Annotated in this window: 15 protein-coding genes; 13 read left to right on the top strand and 2 right to left on the bottom strand. The window is 71.6% G+C overall.

Annotation, left to right across the window (positions count from 1 at the left end; translation table 11 throughout):
* Positions 1-94: 94 nt before the first annotated feature.
* The 9 genes from MON03_RS02385 (at position 95) to MON03_RS02425 (ending at position 12,749) form a co-directional block, all read left to right on the top strand.
* Positions 95-1,489: an MFS transporter gene (locus MON03_RS02385; RefSeq protein WP_242090286.1), complete on the top strand. Its 1,395-nt coding sequence runs from the start codon at positions 95-97 to the stop codon at positions 1,487-1,489.
* Positions 1,490-1,537: 48 nt separating this feature from the next.
* The gene (locus tag MON03_RS02390) at positions 1,538-3,724 is read left to right on the top strand and encodes an ATP-dependent Clp protease ATP-binding subunit (RefSeq protein ID WP_022903984.1); all 2,187 of its coding nucleotides are present in this window, start codon (positions 1,538-1,540) and stop codon (positions 3,722-3,724) included.
* 166 nt (positions 3,725-3,890) lie between these two features.
* Positions 3,891-4,445, top strand: a complete 555-nt coding sequence (locus MON03_RS02395; RefSeq protein ID WP_242090288.1) for a DUF2231 domain-containing protein — start codon at positions 3,891-3,893, stop codon at positions 4,443-4,445.
* A 308-nt stretch (positions 4,446-4,753) separates the two neighbouring features.
* Entirely contained in the window at positions 4,754-6,079 is a 1,326-nt protein-coding gene (locus MON03_RS02400) for a sugar ABC transporter substrate-binding protein (protein WP_242090290.1), read from the top strand.
* 3 nt (positions 6,080-6,082) lie between these two features.
* The gene (locus MON03_RS02405; protein WP_242090293.1) at positions 6,083-7,156 is read left to right on the top strand and encodes a carbohydrate ABC transporter permease; all 1,074 of its coding nucleotides are present in this window, start codon (positions 6,083-6,085) and stop codon (positions 7,154-7,156) included.
* 143 nt (positions 7,157-7,299) lie between these two features.
* On the top strand, positions 7,300-8,103 hold the full coding sequence (locus MON03_RS02410; RefSeq protein ID WP_242090295.1) for a carbohydrate ABC transporter permease: 804 nt from the start codon (positions 7,300-7,302) through the stop codon (positions 8,101-8,103).
* A gap of 558 nt (positions 8,104-8,661) precedes the next feature.
* A complete protein-coding gene (locus tag MON03_RS02415; RefSeq protein WP_242090297.1) occupies positions 8,662-9,450 on the top strand; it encodes a DeoR/GlpR family DNA-binding transcription regulator in 789 nt (262 codons plus the stop codon).
* A complete protein-coding gene (locus MON03_RS02420) occupies positions 9,447-10,526 on the top strand; it encodes a 1-phosphofructokinase family hexose kinase (protein WP_242090298.1) in 1,080 nt (359 codons plus the stop codon). Before MON03_RS02415 ends, MON03_RS02420 begins: the two co-directional genes overlap by 4 nt.
* A 93-nt stretch (positions 10,527-10,619) precedes the next feature.
* On the top strand, positions 10,620-12,749 hold the full coding sequence (locus MON03_RS02425) for a PTS fructose transporter subunit IIABC (RefSeq protein ID WP_242090299.1): 2,130 nt from the start codon (positions 10,620-10,622) through the stop codon (positions 12,747-12,749).
* A gap of 205 nt (positions 12,750-12,954) precedes the next feature.
* On the opposite strand, the gene MON03_RS02430 is transcribed toward MON03_RS02425, so the two are convergent.
* On the bottom strand, positions 12,955-14,673 hold the full coding sequence (locus MON03_RS02430) for a beta-N-acetylhexosaminidase (protein ID WP_242090300.1): 1,719 nt from the start codon (positions 14,671-14,673) through the stop codon (positions 12,955-12,957).
* A 48-nt stretch (positions 14,674-14,721) separates the two neighbouring features.
* On the opposite strand from MON03_RS02430, the gene MON03_RS02435 reads away from it, so the two are divergent.
* On the top strand, positions 14,722-15,852 hold the full coding sequence (locus MON03_RS02435; protein ID WP_242090301.1) for an ROK family transcriptional regulator: 1,131 nt from the start codon (positions 14,722-14,724) through the stop codon (positions 15,850-15,852).
* 51 nt (positions 15,853-15,903) lie between these two features.
* Positions 15,904-16,689, top strand: a complete 786-nt coding sequence (locus MON03_RS02440) for a DedA family protein (RefSeq protein ID WP_083882147.1) — start codon at positions 15,904-15,906, stop codon at positions 16,687-16,689.
* A gap of 4 nt (positions 16,690-16,693) precedes the next feature.
* Here MON03_RS02440 and MON03_RS02445 read toward each other — a convergent pair whose 3' ends face one another.
* Positions 16,694-16,897: a hypervirulence associated TUDOR domain-containing protein gene (locus tag MON03_RS02445; protein WP_022904363.1), complete on the bottom strand. Its 204-nt coding sequence runs from the start codon at positions 16,895-16,897 to the stop codon at positions 16,694-16,696.
* A 196-nt stretch (positions 16,898-17,093) separates the two neighbouring features.
* Between MON03_RS02445 and MON03_RS02450 the strand changes: the two genes are divergently transcribed.
* Both MON03_RS02450 and MON03_RS02455 read left to right on the top strand, forming a co-directional pair.
* On the top strand, positions 17,094-18,146 hold the full coding sequence (locus tag MON03_RS02450; protein ID WP_049976596.1) for a serine/threonine-protein kinase: 1,053 nt from the start codon (positions 17,094-17,096) through the stop codon (positions 18,144-18,146).
* A 100-nt stretch (positions 18,147-18,246) separates the two neighbouring features.
* A complete protein-coding gene (locus tag MON03_RS02455; protein WP_242090302.1) occupies positions 18,247-18,870 on the top strand; it encodes a phosphoribosylanthranilate isomerase in 624 nt (207 codons plus the stop codon).
* The last annotated feature ends 97 nt before the right edge of the window (positions 18,871-18,967 follow it).

Consider the following 18,967-nt stretch of genomic DNA (forward strand, 5'->3'; position numbering starts at 1 on the left):
ACCCAGCCCCGTCCTGTCGGCAGCCCCCGCGACCACATCGGTCGCGGGGGCTTCGTCGTGCGCGCACCGAGCGTGGAACGGGGAGGATGAACGCATGCCGACGCCCGAGGCCCCGCTCCGCGACGATCGCCGACTCGTCCTCGTCGTGGCGATCCTGGCCTCGTTCGTCGTCGGGCTGGACGCCAGCGTCGTGAACGTGGCGCTCCCGGCGATCCGGCACGAACTCGGTGGCGGGCTCGTCGTGCAGCAGTGGGTCGTCGACGCGTACTTGGTGACGCTCGGCTCGCTCATCCTCGTCGCCGGTTCGCTGTCCGACCTGTTCGGCCGGGTGCGGATCATCACGCTCGGGCTGATCGTGTTCGGTGCCGCCTCGATCGTCTGCGCGGCGGCACCCACGGGCGAGGTCCTCATCGTGTCCCGCGCGCTCCAGGGCGTCGGCGGTGCGCTGGTCACGCCGAGTTCCCTCGCACTCATCATCGCCGCGTTCCGCGGTGCCGCGCAGGGCAGGGCGATCGGTTCGTGGACGGCGTGGTCGAGCGCGGCCGTGATCGTCGGGCCGGTGATCGGTGGGCTGATCGTCGACGGGATCGGCTGGCGGTGGATCTTCGTCCTCACCGCGGTGCCGATCGCCGTCACGATCCCGCTCGTCGCGCGGATCTCCGGGGACGTCCGGCCTCTCGGGAGGCCGCGGGTCGACGTCGTCGGAGCCGTGCTCGCGGTCGTCGGCATCGGTGGGGTCGTCCTCGGGCTGATCGAGCAGGAGCGGCTCGGCTGGTCGTCACCGGTCGTGGTCGCAGCGCTCGTGGTGGGAGGGCTGGCGCTCGCGGCGTTCCTGCCGTGGGAGCGCCGGGTCGAACAGCCGCTCGTGGACCTGCGGCTGTTCCGTGCGCGGAACTTCGCCGTGGGGAACCTCGCCACGCTCTCGATCTACGGGGCGATCGGGATGGTCGGCTTCGTCGTCACGCTGTTCCTGCAGGAGGTCTGGGCCTTCCCGGCATGGGTCGCCGGGGTCGCGACCCTCCCGCCGACGGTCCTGCTCCTCCTGCTCTCCACGACGGTCGGTTCCTTCGCCGGGCGGTACGGGCCGCGGTGGTTCATGGCTGCGGGGCCCGCGGTCGCGGCCGGCGGGTCGTTCCTCATGCTGTTCGTCGGGGACGATCCGGCGGCGTACTGGTGGACCGTGCTGCCCGGCCTGGTGCTCATCGGCCTGGGGATCTCGCTCATGGTGACGCCGCTGACGAGCGCGGTACTGGGATCGGTGCCGGAGCGCGAGGCGGGCATCGGTTCCGCCGTCAACAACGCGGTCGCGAGGATCGCGAGCCTCGTGGTGGTGGCGCTTGCTGGTGTCGTGCTCGGGGGCGCGATGAGTACGGTCGGGTTCCACCGCGCGGTCGTGGTCATGGGGCTCCTGCTGCTCGCCGGGTCCGTGGTGAGCGCGGTCGGCATCAGGAACCCGGACCGGGAAGAATCCCGACCGGACAGAAGTTGAGTGCAGTAGACTCAAGTACACGACCACCGCAACGAAAGGACGGAACGCATGGCGAACCTCCAGGGCGCTCCTGACTCGCAAGAGCGACAGAAGACCGCCCTCGAGCAGTACGGCGTCGACCTCACTGCGATCGCCCGGAGCGGCAAGCTCGACCCGGTGATCGGGCGGGACGCCGAGATCCGGCGCGTGTCCCAGGTGCTGACGCGCCGGACCAAGAACAACCCCGTGCTCATCGGCGAGCCCGGCGTCGGCAAGACCGCCGTGGTCGAGGGGCTCGCACAGCGCATCGTCGCCGGTGACGTCGCCGACTCGCTCAAGGACAAGCGACTCGTGTCGCTCGACATCTCCGCGCTCATCGCCGGCGCGAAGTACCGCGGCGAGTTCGAGGAGCGGCTCAAGGCCGTGCTCAAGGAGATCAACGACTCCGACGGGCAGGTCATCACCTTCATCGACGAGCTGCACACGCTCATGGGCGCCGGCGGCGGCGAGGGGTCGGTCGCGGCGTCGAACATGCTCAAGCCGATGCTGGCCCGCGGCGAGCTCCGGCTGATCGGGGCGACCACGCTCGACGAGTACCGCGAGTACATCGAGAAGGATGCGGCTCTCGAACGGCGCTTCCAGCAGGTCTACGTGGGGGAGCCGAGCGTCGAGGACGCGGTGGCGATCCTCCGCGGCCTCAAGGAGCGGTACGAGGCGCACCACAAGGTGACCATCAACGACTCCGCGCTCGTCGCCGCGGCGAGCCTGTCGAACCGGTACATCTCCGGGCGCCAGCTGCCCGACAAGGCGATCGACCTCATCGACGAAGCGGCGTCGCGACTCCGCATGGAGATCGACTCCTCCCCGGTCGAGATCGACGAGCTGAAGCGCACCGTCGACCGGCTGCGCGTCGAGGAGTTCGCGCTCAAGCAGGAGAAGGACGACGCCTCGAAGGCGCGGCTCGAGACCCTGCGCGCAGAGCTCGCGAGCCGGGAGACCCTGCTCGCCGAACTCGAGCAGCGGTGGCAGGCCGAGCGCGCTTCGCTCAACCGGATCGGCGAGCTCAAGCAGCAGCTCGACGACCTCAACATGCGGTCCCAGCGTGCGCAGCGGGAGGCCGACTACGAGACCGTGAGCCGCCTCGAGTACGGCGAGAAGCCCCGCATCGAGGCCGAGCTGGCCGCAGCCGAGCAGGCCGAGAGCGCCGAGCGGATGGTGAACGACAGCGTCACCGACGAGGACATCGCCGCCGTGATCGCGCAGTGGACGGGCATCCCGGTGGGACGGCTGCTGCAGGGCGAGACCGAGAAGCTCCTGCACCTCGAGAGCGAACTCGGCCGTCGGATCATCGGGCAGCGTTCCGCCGTGAACACCGTGTCCGAAGCCGTCCGTCGCACCCGCGCGGGCATCTCCGACCCGGACCGCCCGACGGGGTCGTTCCTGTTCCTCGGCCCCACCGGCGTCGGCAAGACCGAGCTCGCCAAGGCGCTCGCGGAGTTCCTGTTCGACGACGAGAAGGCCCTCGTCCGCATCGACATGAGCGAGTACGGCGAGAAGCACACGGTCGCGCGCCTGATCGGTGCCCCGCCCGGGTACGTCGGGTACGAGGCCGGTGGGCAGCTCACCGAGGCGGTGCGACGGCGGCCCTACTCGGTCGTGCTGCTCGACGAGGTCGAGAAGGCGCACCCGGAGGTGTTCGACGTGCTGCTCCAGGTGCTCGACGACGGGCGACTGACGGACGGCCAGGGTCGGACCGTGGACTTCCGGAACACGATCCTGATCCTCACCTCGAACCTCGGGTCGCAGTTCCTCACCGACACCTCCCTCACCGCCGAACAGCGCGAGGAGGGCGTCCGCGAGATGGTGACGCAAGCGTTCCGGCCCGAGTTCGTGAACCGACTCGACGACATCGTGGTGTTCCAGGCGCTGACCTCGGAGGACCTCGGCCAGATCGTGTCGCTGTACGTCGACCGGCTGGCCCGGCGACTGTCGGACCGCCGACTCGAGCTGGCCGTGACGCCCTCCGCGCGGACCTGGCTCGCCGAGCGTGGGTACGACCCGGTGTACGGTGCGCGACCGCTGCGGCGGCTCATGCAGCGGCAGATCGACGACCGGCTGGCGCGCGCGATCCTCGCGGGCGACGTTCGTGACGGCGACACCGTCCGCGTGGACGTCGCGGAGTCGGGTGACGAGCTGACAGTCGAGCCGTTCGAGCTCGCGGAGATCATCGACGACGCCGAGATCGTCGAGGAGTAGCTCGACGCGCGAGGAGGCGTCCGGGTGCAGGTGCGCGCGGTGACCGCCTGGAGGCGCGGTGCCGGTCCCTGGGGCCGGCACCGCGCCTCCAGGCCCGCTCGGCGAGACCGGGACAGCGCTGGCGCGCTGTGAACGTCCCGGTCTCGCCAGGCCTAGATTCCGGGGCATGCCTGAGATCCGCGCCATCCGTCGCCTCACCGACGCCGTCGAGCACGCCGACGTGCTCGACAAGGCCGTCGACATCGACCGTTCCGTCGTCCGCGCGCTCGCGCGGCCGAAGGCGGTCCGCCAGCTCCTGCACGGCGTGCCGTTCGGACACCCGCTGCACCCCCTGATGGTGCAGGTGCCGCTCGGCGTGTGGATCTCCGCGGCCGTCCTCGACCTGATCGGTGGGAGGGGGAACGCGAAGGCCGCGAAGACCCTCGTGGGTGTCGGCCTGGTGTCCGCGGGCGGGGCGACGACGGCCGGGTACGTCGACTGGGCCGAGCTCGACCGCGAGCAGCTCCGGACGGGGTGGGTCCACCAGGCGGTGAACTGGGTCGGGATCACGCTGTACGGGCTGTCGTGGGTGCAGCGGAAGCACGGGAACCACGGCGCGGGCAAGCTGCTCGGGTTCGCCGGGCTGACGGTCGTCGGGGTCGGCGGCTACCTCGGTGGGCACCTGGCGTACCGGCAGCGGGCCGGCGTGGGCACGAGCGAGCACGTCCCCTTCGACGACTGAGCCTGGTCGACGGGCGTGCTCGTCCGGTGACGAAGCCGTCGACCCGCGTCGTCCGAGACGGACGGGAGGCCCGTGGCGACTCCGCCACGGGCCTCCCGTCCGTCTCGTCCTGCGGATGCGGATGATGCCTGGTCATGACCAGTTCGTCAAGGACGCGGCCGCATCTGTTCGACATCCGTGATCCCCCGGAAACATGCGGATCGCGGCTGTCCACAGGGTCGCGATTCGTGGTTGACATCCCCGCGTGATGGGTCTTCACTAGCCATTACGCAACGTCCTTTCATAAAGGTCGGACCAAGGGAGTCAACGTGACACGCACGCGTTTCGCCGCACTCGGTGCGCTCGCCCTCGCAGGCGCGCTCGCCCTCACCGGGTGCTCCGCCGGGAGCAACGCCGCTTCCGACGGAGGCACGAAGTCCATCGGCACACCCGACGGCAAGGGCAAGACCATCACCGTCTGGATCATGAACGGCGACCTCAGCCCGAAGATCCTCGACGTCGCTGCGCAGCAGTTCACGAAGGCCACCGGGGCCAAGGTGAAGCTCCAGCTGCAGCAGTGGGACGGCATCACGACGAAGCTCACGACCGCGCTCGCGCAGCAGGACGCGCCGGACGTCGTCGACCTCGGCAACACGCAGGTCCCCGTGTACGCGGCGACCGGCGGCCTCATGGACCTGTCGCCGTACAAGAAGGAGCTGCAGGGCGGGCAGACCTGGCTGTCCGGGCTCGAGGGCCCGGCGACGGTCGACGGCAAGCTCTACGGCGCTCCGCTCTTCGCCGGCAACCGCGCGGTCATCTACAACAAGAAGACCTGGGCGGATGCCGGCGTCACCGACGTGCCGACGTCGTACGACCAGCTCACCGCCGACCTGGACAAGGTGAAGGCGAAGAACCCGCAGGCCGACTTCTCGGCCTTCTACATGCCCGGGCAGTACTGGTACGGCGGCCTGCAGTGGGTGTGGGACGCCGGTGGGCAGATCGCCACCGAGAAGGGCGGCAAGTGGACCGGAGCGATCGACTCCGCCGACGCCGTGAAGGGCCTCACCGCGTGGAAGGACTTCCAGAACTCGTACTCGGCGAAGTCGACGCAGGACATCAACACCGACAAGCCCGCCGAGTCCGACGTCTTCGCGCAGGGCAACGCCTCGGCGATCCTCGGGTCGGCGTGGGAGATCGGGTCGATCACCACGGCCAAGCCCGAGCTGAAGGACCAGATCGGCACGTTCCCCATGCCGTCGGCGACGGAGGGGAAGACCCAACCGGTGTTCCTCGGCGGCTCGGACCTCGGCATCCCGTCGAAGTCGCAGAACCAGGAACTCGCGCTGTACTACACGAAGATCCTCACCTCGAAGGAGTTCCAGCAGGACCAGGTGTTCGGCGTCGACGGGTGGGAGCCCAACTCGACGCAGCTGCTCGACGTGGTGGCCGGCGACGTGGACGAGCTCCACAAGCCGTACTTCGAGGCGGCCTCGACGAGCCGCCCGACCCCGGCGACCCCGGGATGGGCGACGATCGAGGGCGACTCGAGCTTCCAGACGATGTTCGCGGACGTCGCGACCGGCCGGAAGTCCCCACAGGACGCCGCCGAGGGCTTCTCTGAGCACCTCACGTCGGCGCTGAACGCGCAGCAGTAGTCGATGACGTCCACTGCAGAGCGGGTGTCCGGTCCGGCTCCGGCCGGGCCGGACACCCGGCGTGACGGTCCGGGTCGGGGTCGGGGTCGGGGTCGGGGACGGGACCGGGATCGTGGCCGTCCGGTCGGGGCCGGCCCGTCGGGCGCCGGTTCGACGGGCGGTCCCGGCGGCGGTCGGCGATCGCTGACGGCGTCGCGAGCGCCACTCTTCCTGCTGGCGCCGGCGGCGATCCTGCTGCTCGCCCTGGTCGTGTACCCGCTCGTGCGGCTGCTCGTGATCTCCTTCCAGGACTACGGGCTCCGCGCGATCTTCACGGGACAGGCGGGCTTCGCAGGGCTCACGAACTACACGAACGTCCTCACCGACGCGAGCTTCTGGCCGGTCATCCTCCGGACCGTGCTCGTCACCGGGGCGATGGTCGTCGGCACCATCGGCATCGGCATGGCGGTGTCGCAGCTGCTCACGCGGCTCGGTGTCGTCATGCGGACCGTCGTCAGCGTCGTGCTCGTGCTGGCCTGGGCGATGCCGAACGTGGCGTCGAGCCTGGTGTGGCAGTGGCTCTTCCAGCCGTTCTACGGCGTGCTCAACTGGATGATCACGCAGTTGGGGGTGTTCGGGGACCACACGCAGGACAACTGGGCCTCGACACCAGGGCAGTCGCTCGCCATCGTGCTCTCGCTCGTGATCTGGCAGGCGGTGCCGTTCGTCGCCCTGACGCTCTACGCCGCGCAGTCGCAGATCGCGCCGGAGTACTACGAGGCCGGCGCGCTCGACGGGGCATCGGCGTGGGCGATGTACCGGGCGATCACGCTGCCGGCCCTCGTGCCGACGCTGCTGCTCGTGACCATCCTCTCGGTGATCTGGGACTTCAACGTCTTCAACCAGATCTGGCTCCTCACGAAGGGTGGACCGGAGGACACGACCCTCACGCTCGGCATCTGGACCTTCGTGAAGTCCTTCGTGTCGAACGCGTACGGGCAGGGCGCCGCGATCGCCGTCATCTCGACGCTGATCCTCGGTGCGCTCACGAGCTACTACATCCGGCGGCTCGTCCGCAGTGGGGAGGACGACCTGTGACGACGACATCGACCCCCGGGACGGGCGCGTCGACCGCGGCGACCAGCCCCGCCGCACGGCCCGACGTGGCAGGGCGATCCGGTGCGCCTCGGTCCTCCGGTCCGATCACGGCCGGCCGCCCGCGTCGCCGCAAGCCGCGCGTGGTGGCGAACACCATCGCCGTGGTGTTCTGCCTGGTGTGGGTGTTCCCGATCTACTGGATGGTGAACACCGCGTTCAAGCCCGCGGACGAGGTGACCACGCTGACGCCGATCTGGCTGCCGCTGCGCCCGACGCTCGAGAACTTCACGCGGGCGCTGACGCAGGACGGGTTCCTGGTGTACCTGCGGAACTCGGCGATCGTCGTCGTGGCCGCGGTGCTGCTGTCGATCGTCGTCGGGTTCCTCGCGTCGGCTGCCCTGTCGCGGTTCCGGTTCCGCGGGCGTCGGGCGGTCCTCGTCGCGATCCTGTTCGTGCAGATGATCCCCTCGGGTGCGCTGCTGATCCCGCTCTTCCTGTCGTTCCAGTCGCTCGGGCTGCTCAACAGCTACCTCGGGCTGATCCTCGCGTACGTGGCGAGCGTCCTGCCCTTCTCGATCTGGGTCATGCGCGGGTTCTTCGTCGCGGTGCCGGTCGAGATCGAGGAGGCGGCGAAGGTCGACGGAGCGGGGACGTTCCGGATCCTGTGGAGCGTGCTGTTCCCGCTCGTGATGCCGGGGGTCATCGCGACGAGTGTGTTCGCCTTCATCGCGGCGTGGAACGACTACCTGACCGCGTACGTGATGCTCAAGGACCAGGGGATGTACACGCTGCCGGTGTGGCTCGCCGGGTTCTCGACGAACAAGGGGACGGACTTCGGCGGGCTCATGGCTGCGTCGGTGCTGTTCTCGATCCCGGTGGTCGTGTTCTTCCTCATCGTGCAGCGGCGGCTCGTCAGCGGGATGACCGCGGGGGCCGTGAAGGGGTAGCGGCTGCGCGGTCGAACGCCCCGTCCTGCTGGTCGCAGGGCGGGGCGTTCGCGTGTGCGGAGCTCGGCGAGGCGTTCGCACGTGCGGAGCTCGGCGGAGACCGGCCTCGGGCGACGTGCGCGGCCACCGGCGACGACCCTGGTCGGTCGCAGGACGTGTCGGCCTGCGCCACGCGGGACGGCATGTCGTGCGACCAGCGCGACCGTCGGGCGGCATGTCGTGCGACCAGCGCGATGGCGGGACGGCATGTCGTGCGACCAGCGCGATCGTCGGACGGCACGTCGTGCGACCGGCGCGGCCGCGGGGACGGCACCGCCGCGCCGGCTGCTGCCGGTGGTCGCGACTCCCCGCACCCGCCGTCCGGCCGGTCACGAATCGTCGCTCTGCGTCCGCGAGAGCGACACCTCGTGACCGCTCGACGCCCTCGAGCGGGGCGTCGTGACCCGAAGCGGCGAGTCCGGCTCCTGCTTCCGTGTTGGTTTCGGCACGAAACGGTTGCGAACGTGTGGCTTTGCGGCGTACAGTGCTCGAAACCCACGGGAACGAAGGAGTTCGGGCATGTACGCAACCGAGCGGCACGACGCCATCGCCGCCTCGCTGCAGTCGGCAGGCCGGGTGTCCGTCGCCGAGCTCGCCGAGCACTTCGACGTCACCACCGAGACCGTGCGACGTGACCTGGACGCCCTCGAGTCCGCCGGCGTCCTGCGCCGCGTGCACGGGGGAGCGGTCCCCGTCGGTCGGTCGAGCGTCGTCGAGCTGAGCGTCGCCGAGCGGGAGGGCCAGCACGGGACCGCCAAGAGCGCGATCGCCCGGGCGGCCATGCGCCTCGTCCCGCCGACCTTCACCGGCTCGATCGCCCTCGACGCCGGCACCACCTGCGCAGCCGTCGCCGCCGAGCTCGCCCGCTGGGAGCCCGCGACCGCCGGCGCAACGTTGACGGTCATCACGAACTCCGTGCCCATCGCATCCGCGCTGCAGCACAGCGAGCACGTGGAGCTCCATCTGCTCGGTGGACGCGTCCGCGGTGTGACGAGTGCCGCGGTCGGAACGGCCACGGTCGAGCAGATCGGTGCCCTCCGCCCCGACATCGCCTTCGTGGGGACCAACGGACTGTCCGCCGGCTTCGGCCTGAGCACGCCGGACGAGTACGAGGCCGCGGTGAAGGCGGCGTACGTCCTCGCAGCGCGGCGGAGCGTCGTGCTGGCGGACGCCGCGAAGCACGGGGTCGAGGCGCTCATGCGCTTCGCCCGACTCGACGAGGTGGACACCGTCGTCACCGACGAGGAGCCTCCGGCGGACCTCGCCGGAGCGCTCGCCGAAGCCGACGTCGAGGTGGTCGTCGCATGAGCACCGACCGGAACACCAGCACCAGCGGGCGCCCGAGCACGCGCATCGTCACGGTCACGCCGAACCCGAGCCTGGACCGCACCATCGAGCTCGCGGGCGAGCTGCAGCGCGGCGCCGTCCAGCGAGCGACCCGGAGCACCGCCGAGCCGGGCGGCAAGGGCGTCAACGTCTCCCGCGTCGTCGTCGCGAGCGGTGGTGACACGATCGCCGTGCTGCCCGGGGACGAGCTCGACCCCGTCCTGCTCGGCCTCGCCACGCGTGGCATCCCGACCGCCGCCATGGCCATCGGTGCGCCGCTGCGCTCCAACGTCACGGTCACCGAACCGACCGGCACCACGACGAAGCTCAACGAGCCCGGCCCCTCGCTCGCCGGCAGGCTCGACGAGTTCGCCGCCCTCGTGGCCGACTCGGCCGGACCGACCCCGACCGGACCCGGTGCCCGCTGGGTCGTCCTCGCCGGCTCGTTGCCGCCCGGCCTGCCCGACGACGCCCTCGCCGTTCTCGTCCGGGCCGTCCGCGCACGACACGGCGACGACGTCCGGATCGCGGTCGACTCGTCGGGCGTCCCGTTCACCGCGCTCCTGCAGTCCGGCGAGCGGATCGACCTCGTGAAGCCGAACGCCGAGGAACTCGCCGAGGTCGTCGGCGGCGATCCCGACGAGTACGAGCGCGACCTCGATGCAGCCGCCGCGGCCGCCGATCGACTCCGGTCGCGGGGAGTGGACTCGGTCCTGCTCACCCTCGGCAGCGCCGGCGCCGTCCTCGTCGGCCCGGAGGGGTCCTTCGCGGCCGCAGCCCCGCGCATCGTCGCCCGCTCGACCGTCGGCGCGGGAGACTCCTCCCTCGCCGGTTACCTGCTCGCCGAGGTCGCCGGAGCTCGCCCGGAGGAGCGTCTCGCCCAGGCCGTCGCGACCGGAGCGGCTGCCGCAGCCCTCCCGGGCAGCGACGTCCCCGCCCTCGACCACACCGACCCCTCGGCCGTCGAGGTCCGCAGCCTCCGGCCCGCGACGACGTCCGCCGCGACCCCGGGAACGGCACCGGAACCGACGCCGGAACCGACGCCGGAACCGGTCTGACCCCCACGCACGAACCCCGACCCGAACACCACCCCCACTCACCAGAGAACCAGCACGGCCCGCGCCCCCGGCGCCACTGCAAAGGAGCAACCCATGTCCGCAGACACGACGCAGCGCCTCATCAGCGCTGAGCTCGTCGGCCTCGACGAGGACCTCGGCGCCACGTCGAGCGACGTCATCCGCGTCCTCGCCGACCGCGTCGCCGCCACCGGCCGCGCGGCCGACGGAGCCGCCCTCGCCGAGGACGCCATCAAGCGCGAGGCCAGTGTCGGCACCGGCGTCCCCGGCGGCATCGCGATCCCGCACGCCCGGTCGGCCTCGGTGTCGAGCCCGACCCTCGCGTTCTCCCGCCTCGCCCGGAAGGTGCCGTTCGGCGCCCCGGACGGCGACGCCGACGTCGTCTTCATGATCGCCGTGCCCGAGGGCGCCGACAAGGACCACCTGACGGTGCTGTCGACGCTCGCCCGGGCGCTCATCCGCGAGGACTTCACCGCGGCGCTCCGTGCCGCGGCAACGCCCGAGGACGTCGTCGACCTCGTGCAGCGCGAAGTGGGCGGCGAGGTCGCCGCAGCCGGCGTCGGGTCCGCGAGCACTGCCTCCAGGCCGGCCGCAGCCCCGTCGACGCAGGCCGCGTCCGGTGACGCGACCACGAAGTCCGCCGCAGCGGGTGCCCGCAAGGTCATCGTGGGTGTCACCGCCTGCCCGACCGGGATCGCGCACACCTACATGGCCGCGGACGCCCTCGTCGCCGCAGCCCAGCGGGCCGGCGCCGAGATGCACGTCGAGACCCAGGGCTCCTCGCAGGTCGAACCGCTCGACCCGGCGCTCATCGCCCGGGCCGACGCCGTCGTGTTCGCGGTGGACGTCGACGTCCGCGATCGCGGGCGCTTCGCGGGCAAGCCGCTCGTCTCCGGACCGGTCAAGCGCGGCGTCGACGAGCCCGACAAGATGATCGCCGAGGCACTCCGCGCCGCGGACGACCCGAACGCCGCACGCGTCCAGGGCGGCGTGACCACCTCCGAGTCCACGAAGTCGGACGAGCACTTCGGGCAGGCCCTCAAGCGCTGGCTCCTCACCGGCGTCAGCTACATGATCCCGTTCGTCGCGGGCGGCGGTCTCCTCATCGCGCTCGGGTTCCTGCTGTCGGGCTACGCGATCGCGCTGCCGCACGGCGACTCGGGCCAGAACAACGCCGTCTACACGCTCACGAACTACACGCTGCTCAACCTCCCGCCGGAGGGCCTCGGGTACTACCTCGGAGCGGCCGCGTTCCAGATCGGTGGCGTCTCGCTCGGCTTCCTCGTCGCAGCACTCGCCGGGTACATCGCGTACGCGATCGCCGACCGTCCGGGCATCGCGCCGGGCTTCGTCGCCGGGTCGATCGCCGTCTTCATGAACGCCGGCTTCCTCGGTGGTCTCGTCGGTGGCCTCATCGCCGGCGGTGCGGCCTACTGGATCGGGCGCATCCCGACCTGGCGCTGGCTGCGCGGCCTCATGCCCGTCGTGATCATCCCGCTGTTCGCGTCGATCATCGCGTCCGGCCTCATGCTCCTCGTGCTCGGTGGTCCGATCGCCTGGGTCATGACGCAGCTCACCGCGTGGCTGAACTCGCTGTCCGGTGCCTCGGCGATCCTCCTCGGCATCATCCTCGGCCTGATGATGGCGTTCGACCTCGGTGGCCCGGTGAACAAGGTGGCGTACGCGTTCGCCGTCGCAGGCCTCGGTGCGGGTTCGGCCACCAACGTCGTCCCGTTCGAGATCATGGCCGCCGTGATGGCCGCGGGCATGGTCCCGCCGCTGGCCCTCGCCCTCGCCTCGACCGTGCTCTACCGCAAGGGCTTCACGAAGCCGGAGCGCGAGAACGGCAAGGCTGCGTGGCTCCTCGGTGCGTCGTTCATCTCCGAGGGAGCGATCCCGTTCGCCGCGGCCGACCCGCTGCGGGTCATCCCGGCGTCGATGGTCGGCGCCGCGGTGACGGGCGCGATCTCGATGGCCGCCGGTGTGACCTCGCGAGCCCCGCACGGTGGCATCTTCGTCTTCTTCGCCATCGGGAACATCGGGATGTTCGTCGTCGCGCTGCTCGCCGGCACGATCGTCTCGGCACTCGTGCTCGTCGGGCTGAAGAAGTGGGTGCGGCGTCGTCCGGTGGACGAGGCGGCGGCCTCCAGCGAGGCAACGGTCGCGGCCGAGACGGTCGGGCAGCGCGCGCCGGTCGCGGCGTAGTCGTCCGGACGTGACGACCCCGCGTCACGTCCCCACCTGACGGACGGGAGGCACGGTGCCAGCTGGCACCGTGCCTCCCGTCCGTCGTCGGGTGCGGTACGCGCGCGACGCGCGAGCGTGTCGGTCGCAGGACGTGTCGCCCGGGCGGTGAACCGGGCGGCGGGTCGTGCGACCGGCGCGGACCTGCGCGGCAGGCCGCCCGCGCTCACTCCACGATGTTCGAAGTCACCGCGTCGATGTAGGCCGCGCGCTCTTCGCGCGAGTGCGGCCGCCCCGGCACGCCCGGCCGCTGCTCCCACGGGAACGGGCCCGCCTCGTGCCGGTACTCGATCCCCATCGCCTCGAGTCGCGCCGTGTGCTCGGCCAGGCGTCCGCGGAACTCTGCCACGTCGCGCGGCCCGGTCGTGTCCGCTGACCAGAGCGCCTCGGCCAGCGCCGCGACCCGGGGGAAGAGCTGGTAGTCGAGCTTCCGCGCGGTGTCGACGTGCTCGGTCCACATGTTGCCCTGGCCGCCGATGACGTGCGCGCGCTCGGCGTCGGTCAGCCCCGACGGCACGGGGTCGAACGCGAACACGTCGTCGACGCCCAGCACGATCGACACCGGGATCGGCTCGGTGGGCAGGTCGCTCTGCCGGTAGTCGAGGTAGGCCTGGTCGTCGGGTGAGGAGATCACGTCGTGACCGCGCTTTGCCGCCGTCCGCGCTCCGGTCAGGCCACGCCAGGACAGCACCGTCGCCGACTGCGAGAGCGTGCCGCCCTCGAGGATCTCGTCCCACCCGAAGGCCCGCCGACCGTGCGACTCGACGTGTGCCGCGAGCCGGCCGATGATCCACGCCTGGAGCTGTTCCTCGTCCGCGAGGCCGAGCTCCCGGATGCGCTCCTGGGTCCGGGGGTCCTGCTCCCACTGCACCTTCGGGCACTCGTCGCCGCCGATGCCGATGTACGGGCTCGGGAAGAGCGCGACGACCTCGTCGAGGACGTCCTGGAAGAACGCGATGGTGGACTCCTCCGCGTTGAGGACGTCGTCCGCGATGCCCCACTCCGTCCAGACCTCCACCGGGCGGTCCGGGTGCACGCCGAGCTCCGGGTACGCGGCGAGCGCGGCCCGGACGTGCCCGGGTGTCTCGATCTCCGGCACCACGGTGACGAACCGGTCGGCCGCGTAGGCGACGATCTCGCGGATGTCGTCCTGCGTGTAGTAGCCGCCGTGTGGTCGTCCGTCGAACTCCGCGGGGCGGAGCGCACCGTCGGCGTCCGGCACGTGGGCACCGACCTGGGACTCGCGGCGCCACGAGCCGACCTCGGTCAGGCGCGGGTAGCGCAGGATCTCGATGCGCCACCCCTGGTCCTCGGTGAGGTGGAAGTGCAGCCGGTTGATCCGGTGCGCCGCGAGCTGGTCGACCACGCGCATGACCTCGTGCTTCGTGCGGAAGTGTCGGCAGACGTCGAGCATCACGCCGCGCCACGCGAAAGCCGGGGCGTCCTCGACCACGACGGCGGGGACGGTCCAGGGTCCGGTCCCGACCCGTCCGCGTCGGTACACGTCGGCGGGCAGCGACTGCAGCAGGGCCTGCACGCCGTAGAACACGCCCGCCGCCGAGCCGCCGAGCACCTCGACCCGGTCGGGTGTCACGGTGAGGCGGAAGGCTTCGCTCCGGTCGTCCGGGGCGGTCTCGGGGCCGGTCGGCAGGCCCACGACCTCGGCCGGGGAGGCGACGCGGAGGGAGACGACGTCCGGCCCGGTGTGACGCTCGGCGTCGCGCGCCGGCAGGCCGGTGGAGCCCCGGAGGGTCTGCTGGAGGTACAGTCGCACCGACTCCGTCCCGGCGTCGGCCGCGATGCGCGTCGCCGGGGTGAACTCGAAGGCGCCGGGTCCCGCTTCGGAACGGCGCGGTCGGGGGATGAGCATGTCGGAGTCCACCATTCCTCAACGGTCTTTCGTAATATGGAGGCTATGGCCGTGGAAGAGACCGTGTCAACGCTCCCGAGCACCGTGGTGGGGACGACGCCCGGCGTGCTCCGGCTCATCAACTCGCGCGCCATCCTCGACGAGCTCTTCCGCGAGGACGCCTCCCGCACCGTGACGGAGCTGAGCCGTGCGGTCGGGTTGTCCCGTCCGACGGTGGAGGCGGCGCTCGCGGACCTCGTCGACGAGGGCTGGGTCGCCGAGGCGGAGGCCATCGCGACCCCGAACAAGGCCGGGCGGCGCGCCAAGCGGTTCGCGGCGGACGCCTCGGCCGGTGCCGTCCTCGGCGTCGACCTCGGGCTGCACGGCATCGTCGGGCTCCGGGCCGACCTCCGCGGTGCCACGACGGCTCGGGTCGAGGAGCACTACGCGGACCTCACCTCCGCGGACCAGGCGTGGGCGAGCGTGCAGGACGTCGTGCAGCGACTGACCGACGGTGTCGATCCCGACCGGGTCCTCGCGGCGACGTTCGGCGTGCCCGCGGTCGTCGACCGGTCCGGGGCGATCGACTACACCGTCGCCGTGCCGCAGTGGGTGGAGTCGCGGGTGCCCGGGCGCATCCAGGACCTCTTCCCGGGTGCCGCCACCTTCTTCGACAACGACGCCAAGCTCGCCGCGACGGCCGAGGCCATGTGGGGTCGCTTCCGCGGCGTCGACGACGCGCTCTACCTCGTGATGGGGCGGCAGATCGGTGCGTCCTACCTCGTCGACGGCTCGCTGGCGCGGGGTGCCCGCGGTGCGGCGGGCGAGATGGGCGGCCTGGCATCGACGGGGTGGCCGACCGCTCCGGCCCGACTGGAGGCACGGATCGCCGCCGACACGGACCTCGAGTCGGTCTTCGCGGCGGCCGGGCGCGGGGACGCCGAGGCGGTCGCGGTCGTACGCGCCTTCGCGGAGGACGTGGTGCCCGGGGTCGTGCAGCTCGTGACGACGCTCGACCCGGAGGTCGTCGTCGTCGGTGGCGAGGTCCTGCCCGCCGCCGAGGTCTTCGCCGCGGCGCTCCAGGACCTCGTGTCGCCCCGGCTCCGGCACCCCGTCGCGGTGACACCGTCCACCGTCGGCCGTGACGCCGTCGCCCGCGGCGCGCTCGCCCGGTCGCTCACGCACGTCCGGACGTCCCACATGGGACTCGGTTGACATCCAGGTCGCGCGCCGGACTCTGACAGGGCGCTCAGGGATGATCGGAGCATGACGACTGCCCTGACCCGCCCCGTGGCGGCCGCCGACCCCGAGATGGGCGGGCTCTCCGGGCTCGTCCTGCAGCTCATCGACGCGCTCGGGGAGTGGGGCGTCGCACTGATGCTCTTCGTCGAGACGGTGTTCCCGCCGATCCCGTCGGAGGTGATCCTGCCGCTCGCCGGGTTCCTCGCCGGCGCGGGGCAGATGAACCTCGTCCTCGTGCTCGTCGCCGCGACGTTGGGCTCCTACCTCGGCGCGCTCGTGCTCTACTGGCTCGGCGCGGTCATCGGGTTCGAGCGGACCGTCCACCTGCTCGGCAAGCTGCCGCTGGTCGACGAGGACGACTTCCGGAAGGCGGCCGACTGGTTCCACCGGCACGGCAGGAGTGCGGTGTTCTTCGGCCGGTTCGTGCCGATCGTGCGCAGCCTCATCTCACTGCCCGCCGGAGCGGACCGGATGCACCTCGGCACGTTCTCGGTCTTCACGATCATCGCGAGCGGGATCTGGAACGGCGCGCTGGTCCTGCTCGGCGCCGCGTTCGGGACGCAGTACGAGCGGGTCGAGCAGTACACCGAGTGGATCGACCGCGTGCTCTACGTCGCGATCGTCGTCGTCGTCGTGACGTTCGTGGTGCGCCGGGTCCGACGGATCCGGGCCGAGCGGGCCGGTCGCGCGACGCAGCCCGACGGCGCCGGGCGGGTCGAGCGTGCCGGGCGGGTCGAGCGTGCCGGGCGGGTCGAGGGCGCCGGGCGGGGTGGGCGTGGACGACGCCGCGCCACCCCGGCCGGCGACTGAGCCGTCACGCCTTGGTGAGCGACGACTCCTTGTGGGCGGCCTTGCTGCCCGACTTCTCCGACTCGACGATCCAGTAGGGGTCGTCGTCCTTCGGCTTGAAGTCCTGACCGTCGAACGTGAAGTCCTTGGTCTTCTTCTCGACCAGCTTGCCGGTCGTCTTGCCCTGCGAGGTGTTCCAGTGCACCTCGTCGCCCTTCGACAGCGCCATCGTGTCCTCCTTGCGCGTGAACGCTCATCCGTTGCAGCAGTGCCTACACCCGGCGCATCGGCGTGATCACAGGGAAGTACGGGGTGTCACGATGTCGTAACGGGGCCGCGGTCCGTCTCGCGGGCGCGTACCGTACTCGGTGAGTCACCATGTCGGCAACTGCCGCGTTCCCGGCTCCCGACAGAACGACGTGCACATGACCCTGCTGGACAGCCCCCGGGCGGAGACCGTCCTCGCCGGACGGTACCGGCTGGTCCGGCTCATCGGCACCGGCGGCATGGGCACCGTGTACGAGGCCCGGGACGAGCACACGTACCGGCTCGTGGCGGTCAAGCTGTTCGCGACGCCCGACACCATGACGACGGCCGACCGCGTCCGGCAGGAGCGCGAGATCCGGCTGCTGAGCATGCTCTCGCACCCCGGGCTCATCCCGCTCTACGACGCCGGGACCCACGAGTTCGAGGACGGCCCGCACCGGTTCATCGTGATGGAGCTCATCGCCGACACGACCCTGTTGCGCCGACTCGCCGAGGGGCCGCTGCACAACTACGAGGTGGCCGACCTCGGCGCCCAGCTCGCCGACGCGCTCGCGTACGTGCACTCCCGGGGCATCGTCCACCGTGACGTCAAGCCGGCGAACATCCTCATCAGCGACGAGGGCTCGTCCGGCTTCGCACGCACGGTCAAGCTCACCGACTTCGGCGTCGCGCACTTCGTCGACGGCTCCCGACTGACCAACGACGGCACGATCATCGGTACGGCGGCGTACCTCAGCCCCGAGCAGGTCGCCGGCGAGCCGATCGGCTTCGCGACCGACGTCTACTCGCTCGGACTCGTCCTGCTCGAGGCGCTGACCGGCAAGCAGGAGTACTCCGGCACCCTCATCGAGGCGGCGCTCGCGCGACTGCGTCGTGACCCCGAGGTCCCGGACGGCGTCGCGTCGGAGTGGCGGGACCTGCTCGAGCGGATGACCCACCGCGATCCCGCCCGCCGCCCGACCGCGGTGGCCGTGGCGAACGCCCTGCGCGGCGGCTCGACGCAGATCACCGGCCCGTTGCCGCTCGGCCCGGACCGCGAGCGCCACAAGCACGCGCACAAGCTGCACCGCGCGGCGCACCGGCACGCCAAGCGAGGCACGTTCTCGGCGACGAAGCGCTGGCGTCGGCGGAACGTCCTCATCGCGTCGTGCACGACGGTCGCCGTCATCGCAGCGTGCGCCGCGTCGTACGTGGTCGGCGCGTCGCACTGATCGGGCCGGCCCCCACCGGCGCCGTACCGACGGCCGCCGCCCGCGCCGTGCTGCACCGACCCGGCGGAACGGGCCGGTGCTCCCTGGCAGGATGGACGGCATGACCGATCAGCGCTGGATCAAGATCTGCGGCCTCTCCACCCCCGAGACGGTGGACGCCGCCGTGGACGCCGGTGCCGACGCGGTCGGGTTCGTCTTCGCGGCGGGCAGCCCCCGCACGGTGACGGCTGACCTCGCCAAGGAGCTGGTCGAGCGCGTGCCCGAGGGCGTCGACGCCGTCGGGGTCTTCCGTGACCAGCAGATCGACGAGATCGTCGGCATCGCCTCCGCGGTCGGACTCACCACGCTGCAGCTCCACGGCGGCGAAGCGGCCTCCGACTTCGCCCGGGCGCGCGACGCCGGGTTCTTCACCATCCGGGCCGTCAGCGCCGAGGACTACCTCCGCGAGACCCCCGAGCAGCGCGCCGCGTACGACCACGACCTGCTGCTGCTCGACGCCGCGGTGCCGGGGAGCGGTCGGCTGGTGGACCCCGCGACGATCGCGGGCGGGGTCGACGAGGCCTGGATCCTCGCGGGCGGACTCACGCCCGCGAACGTGGTCGCCGCGGTCGAGGCGCTCGATCCGGACGGTGTCGACGTGTCGAGCGGCGTCGAGTCCGAGCGCGGGGTGAAGGACGAGGCGAAGATCCGCGCCTTCGTCGAGGCGGTCCGCAGCATCCCCTGACGACGGGCCTCGCGCCGAGTCGCGGGCTCGTGTACTGGGCGCGACCCGACGACGGACGGGAGGCGCGGCACCAGCCGGCACCGCGCCTCCCGTCCGT

The organism is Curtobacterium sp. DN_7.5 (assembly GCF_022655355.1).
GTDB classification, from domain to species: Bacteria; Actinomycetota; Actinomycetes; order Actinomycetales; family Microbacteriaceae; genus Curtobacterium; species Curtobacterium luteum.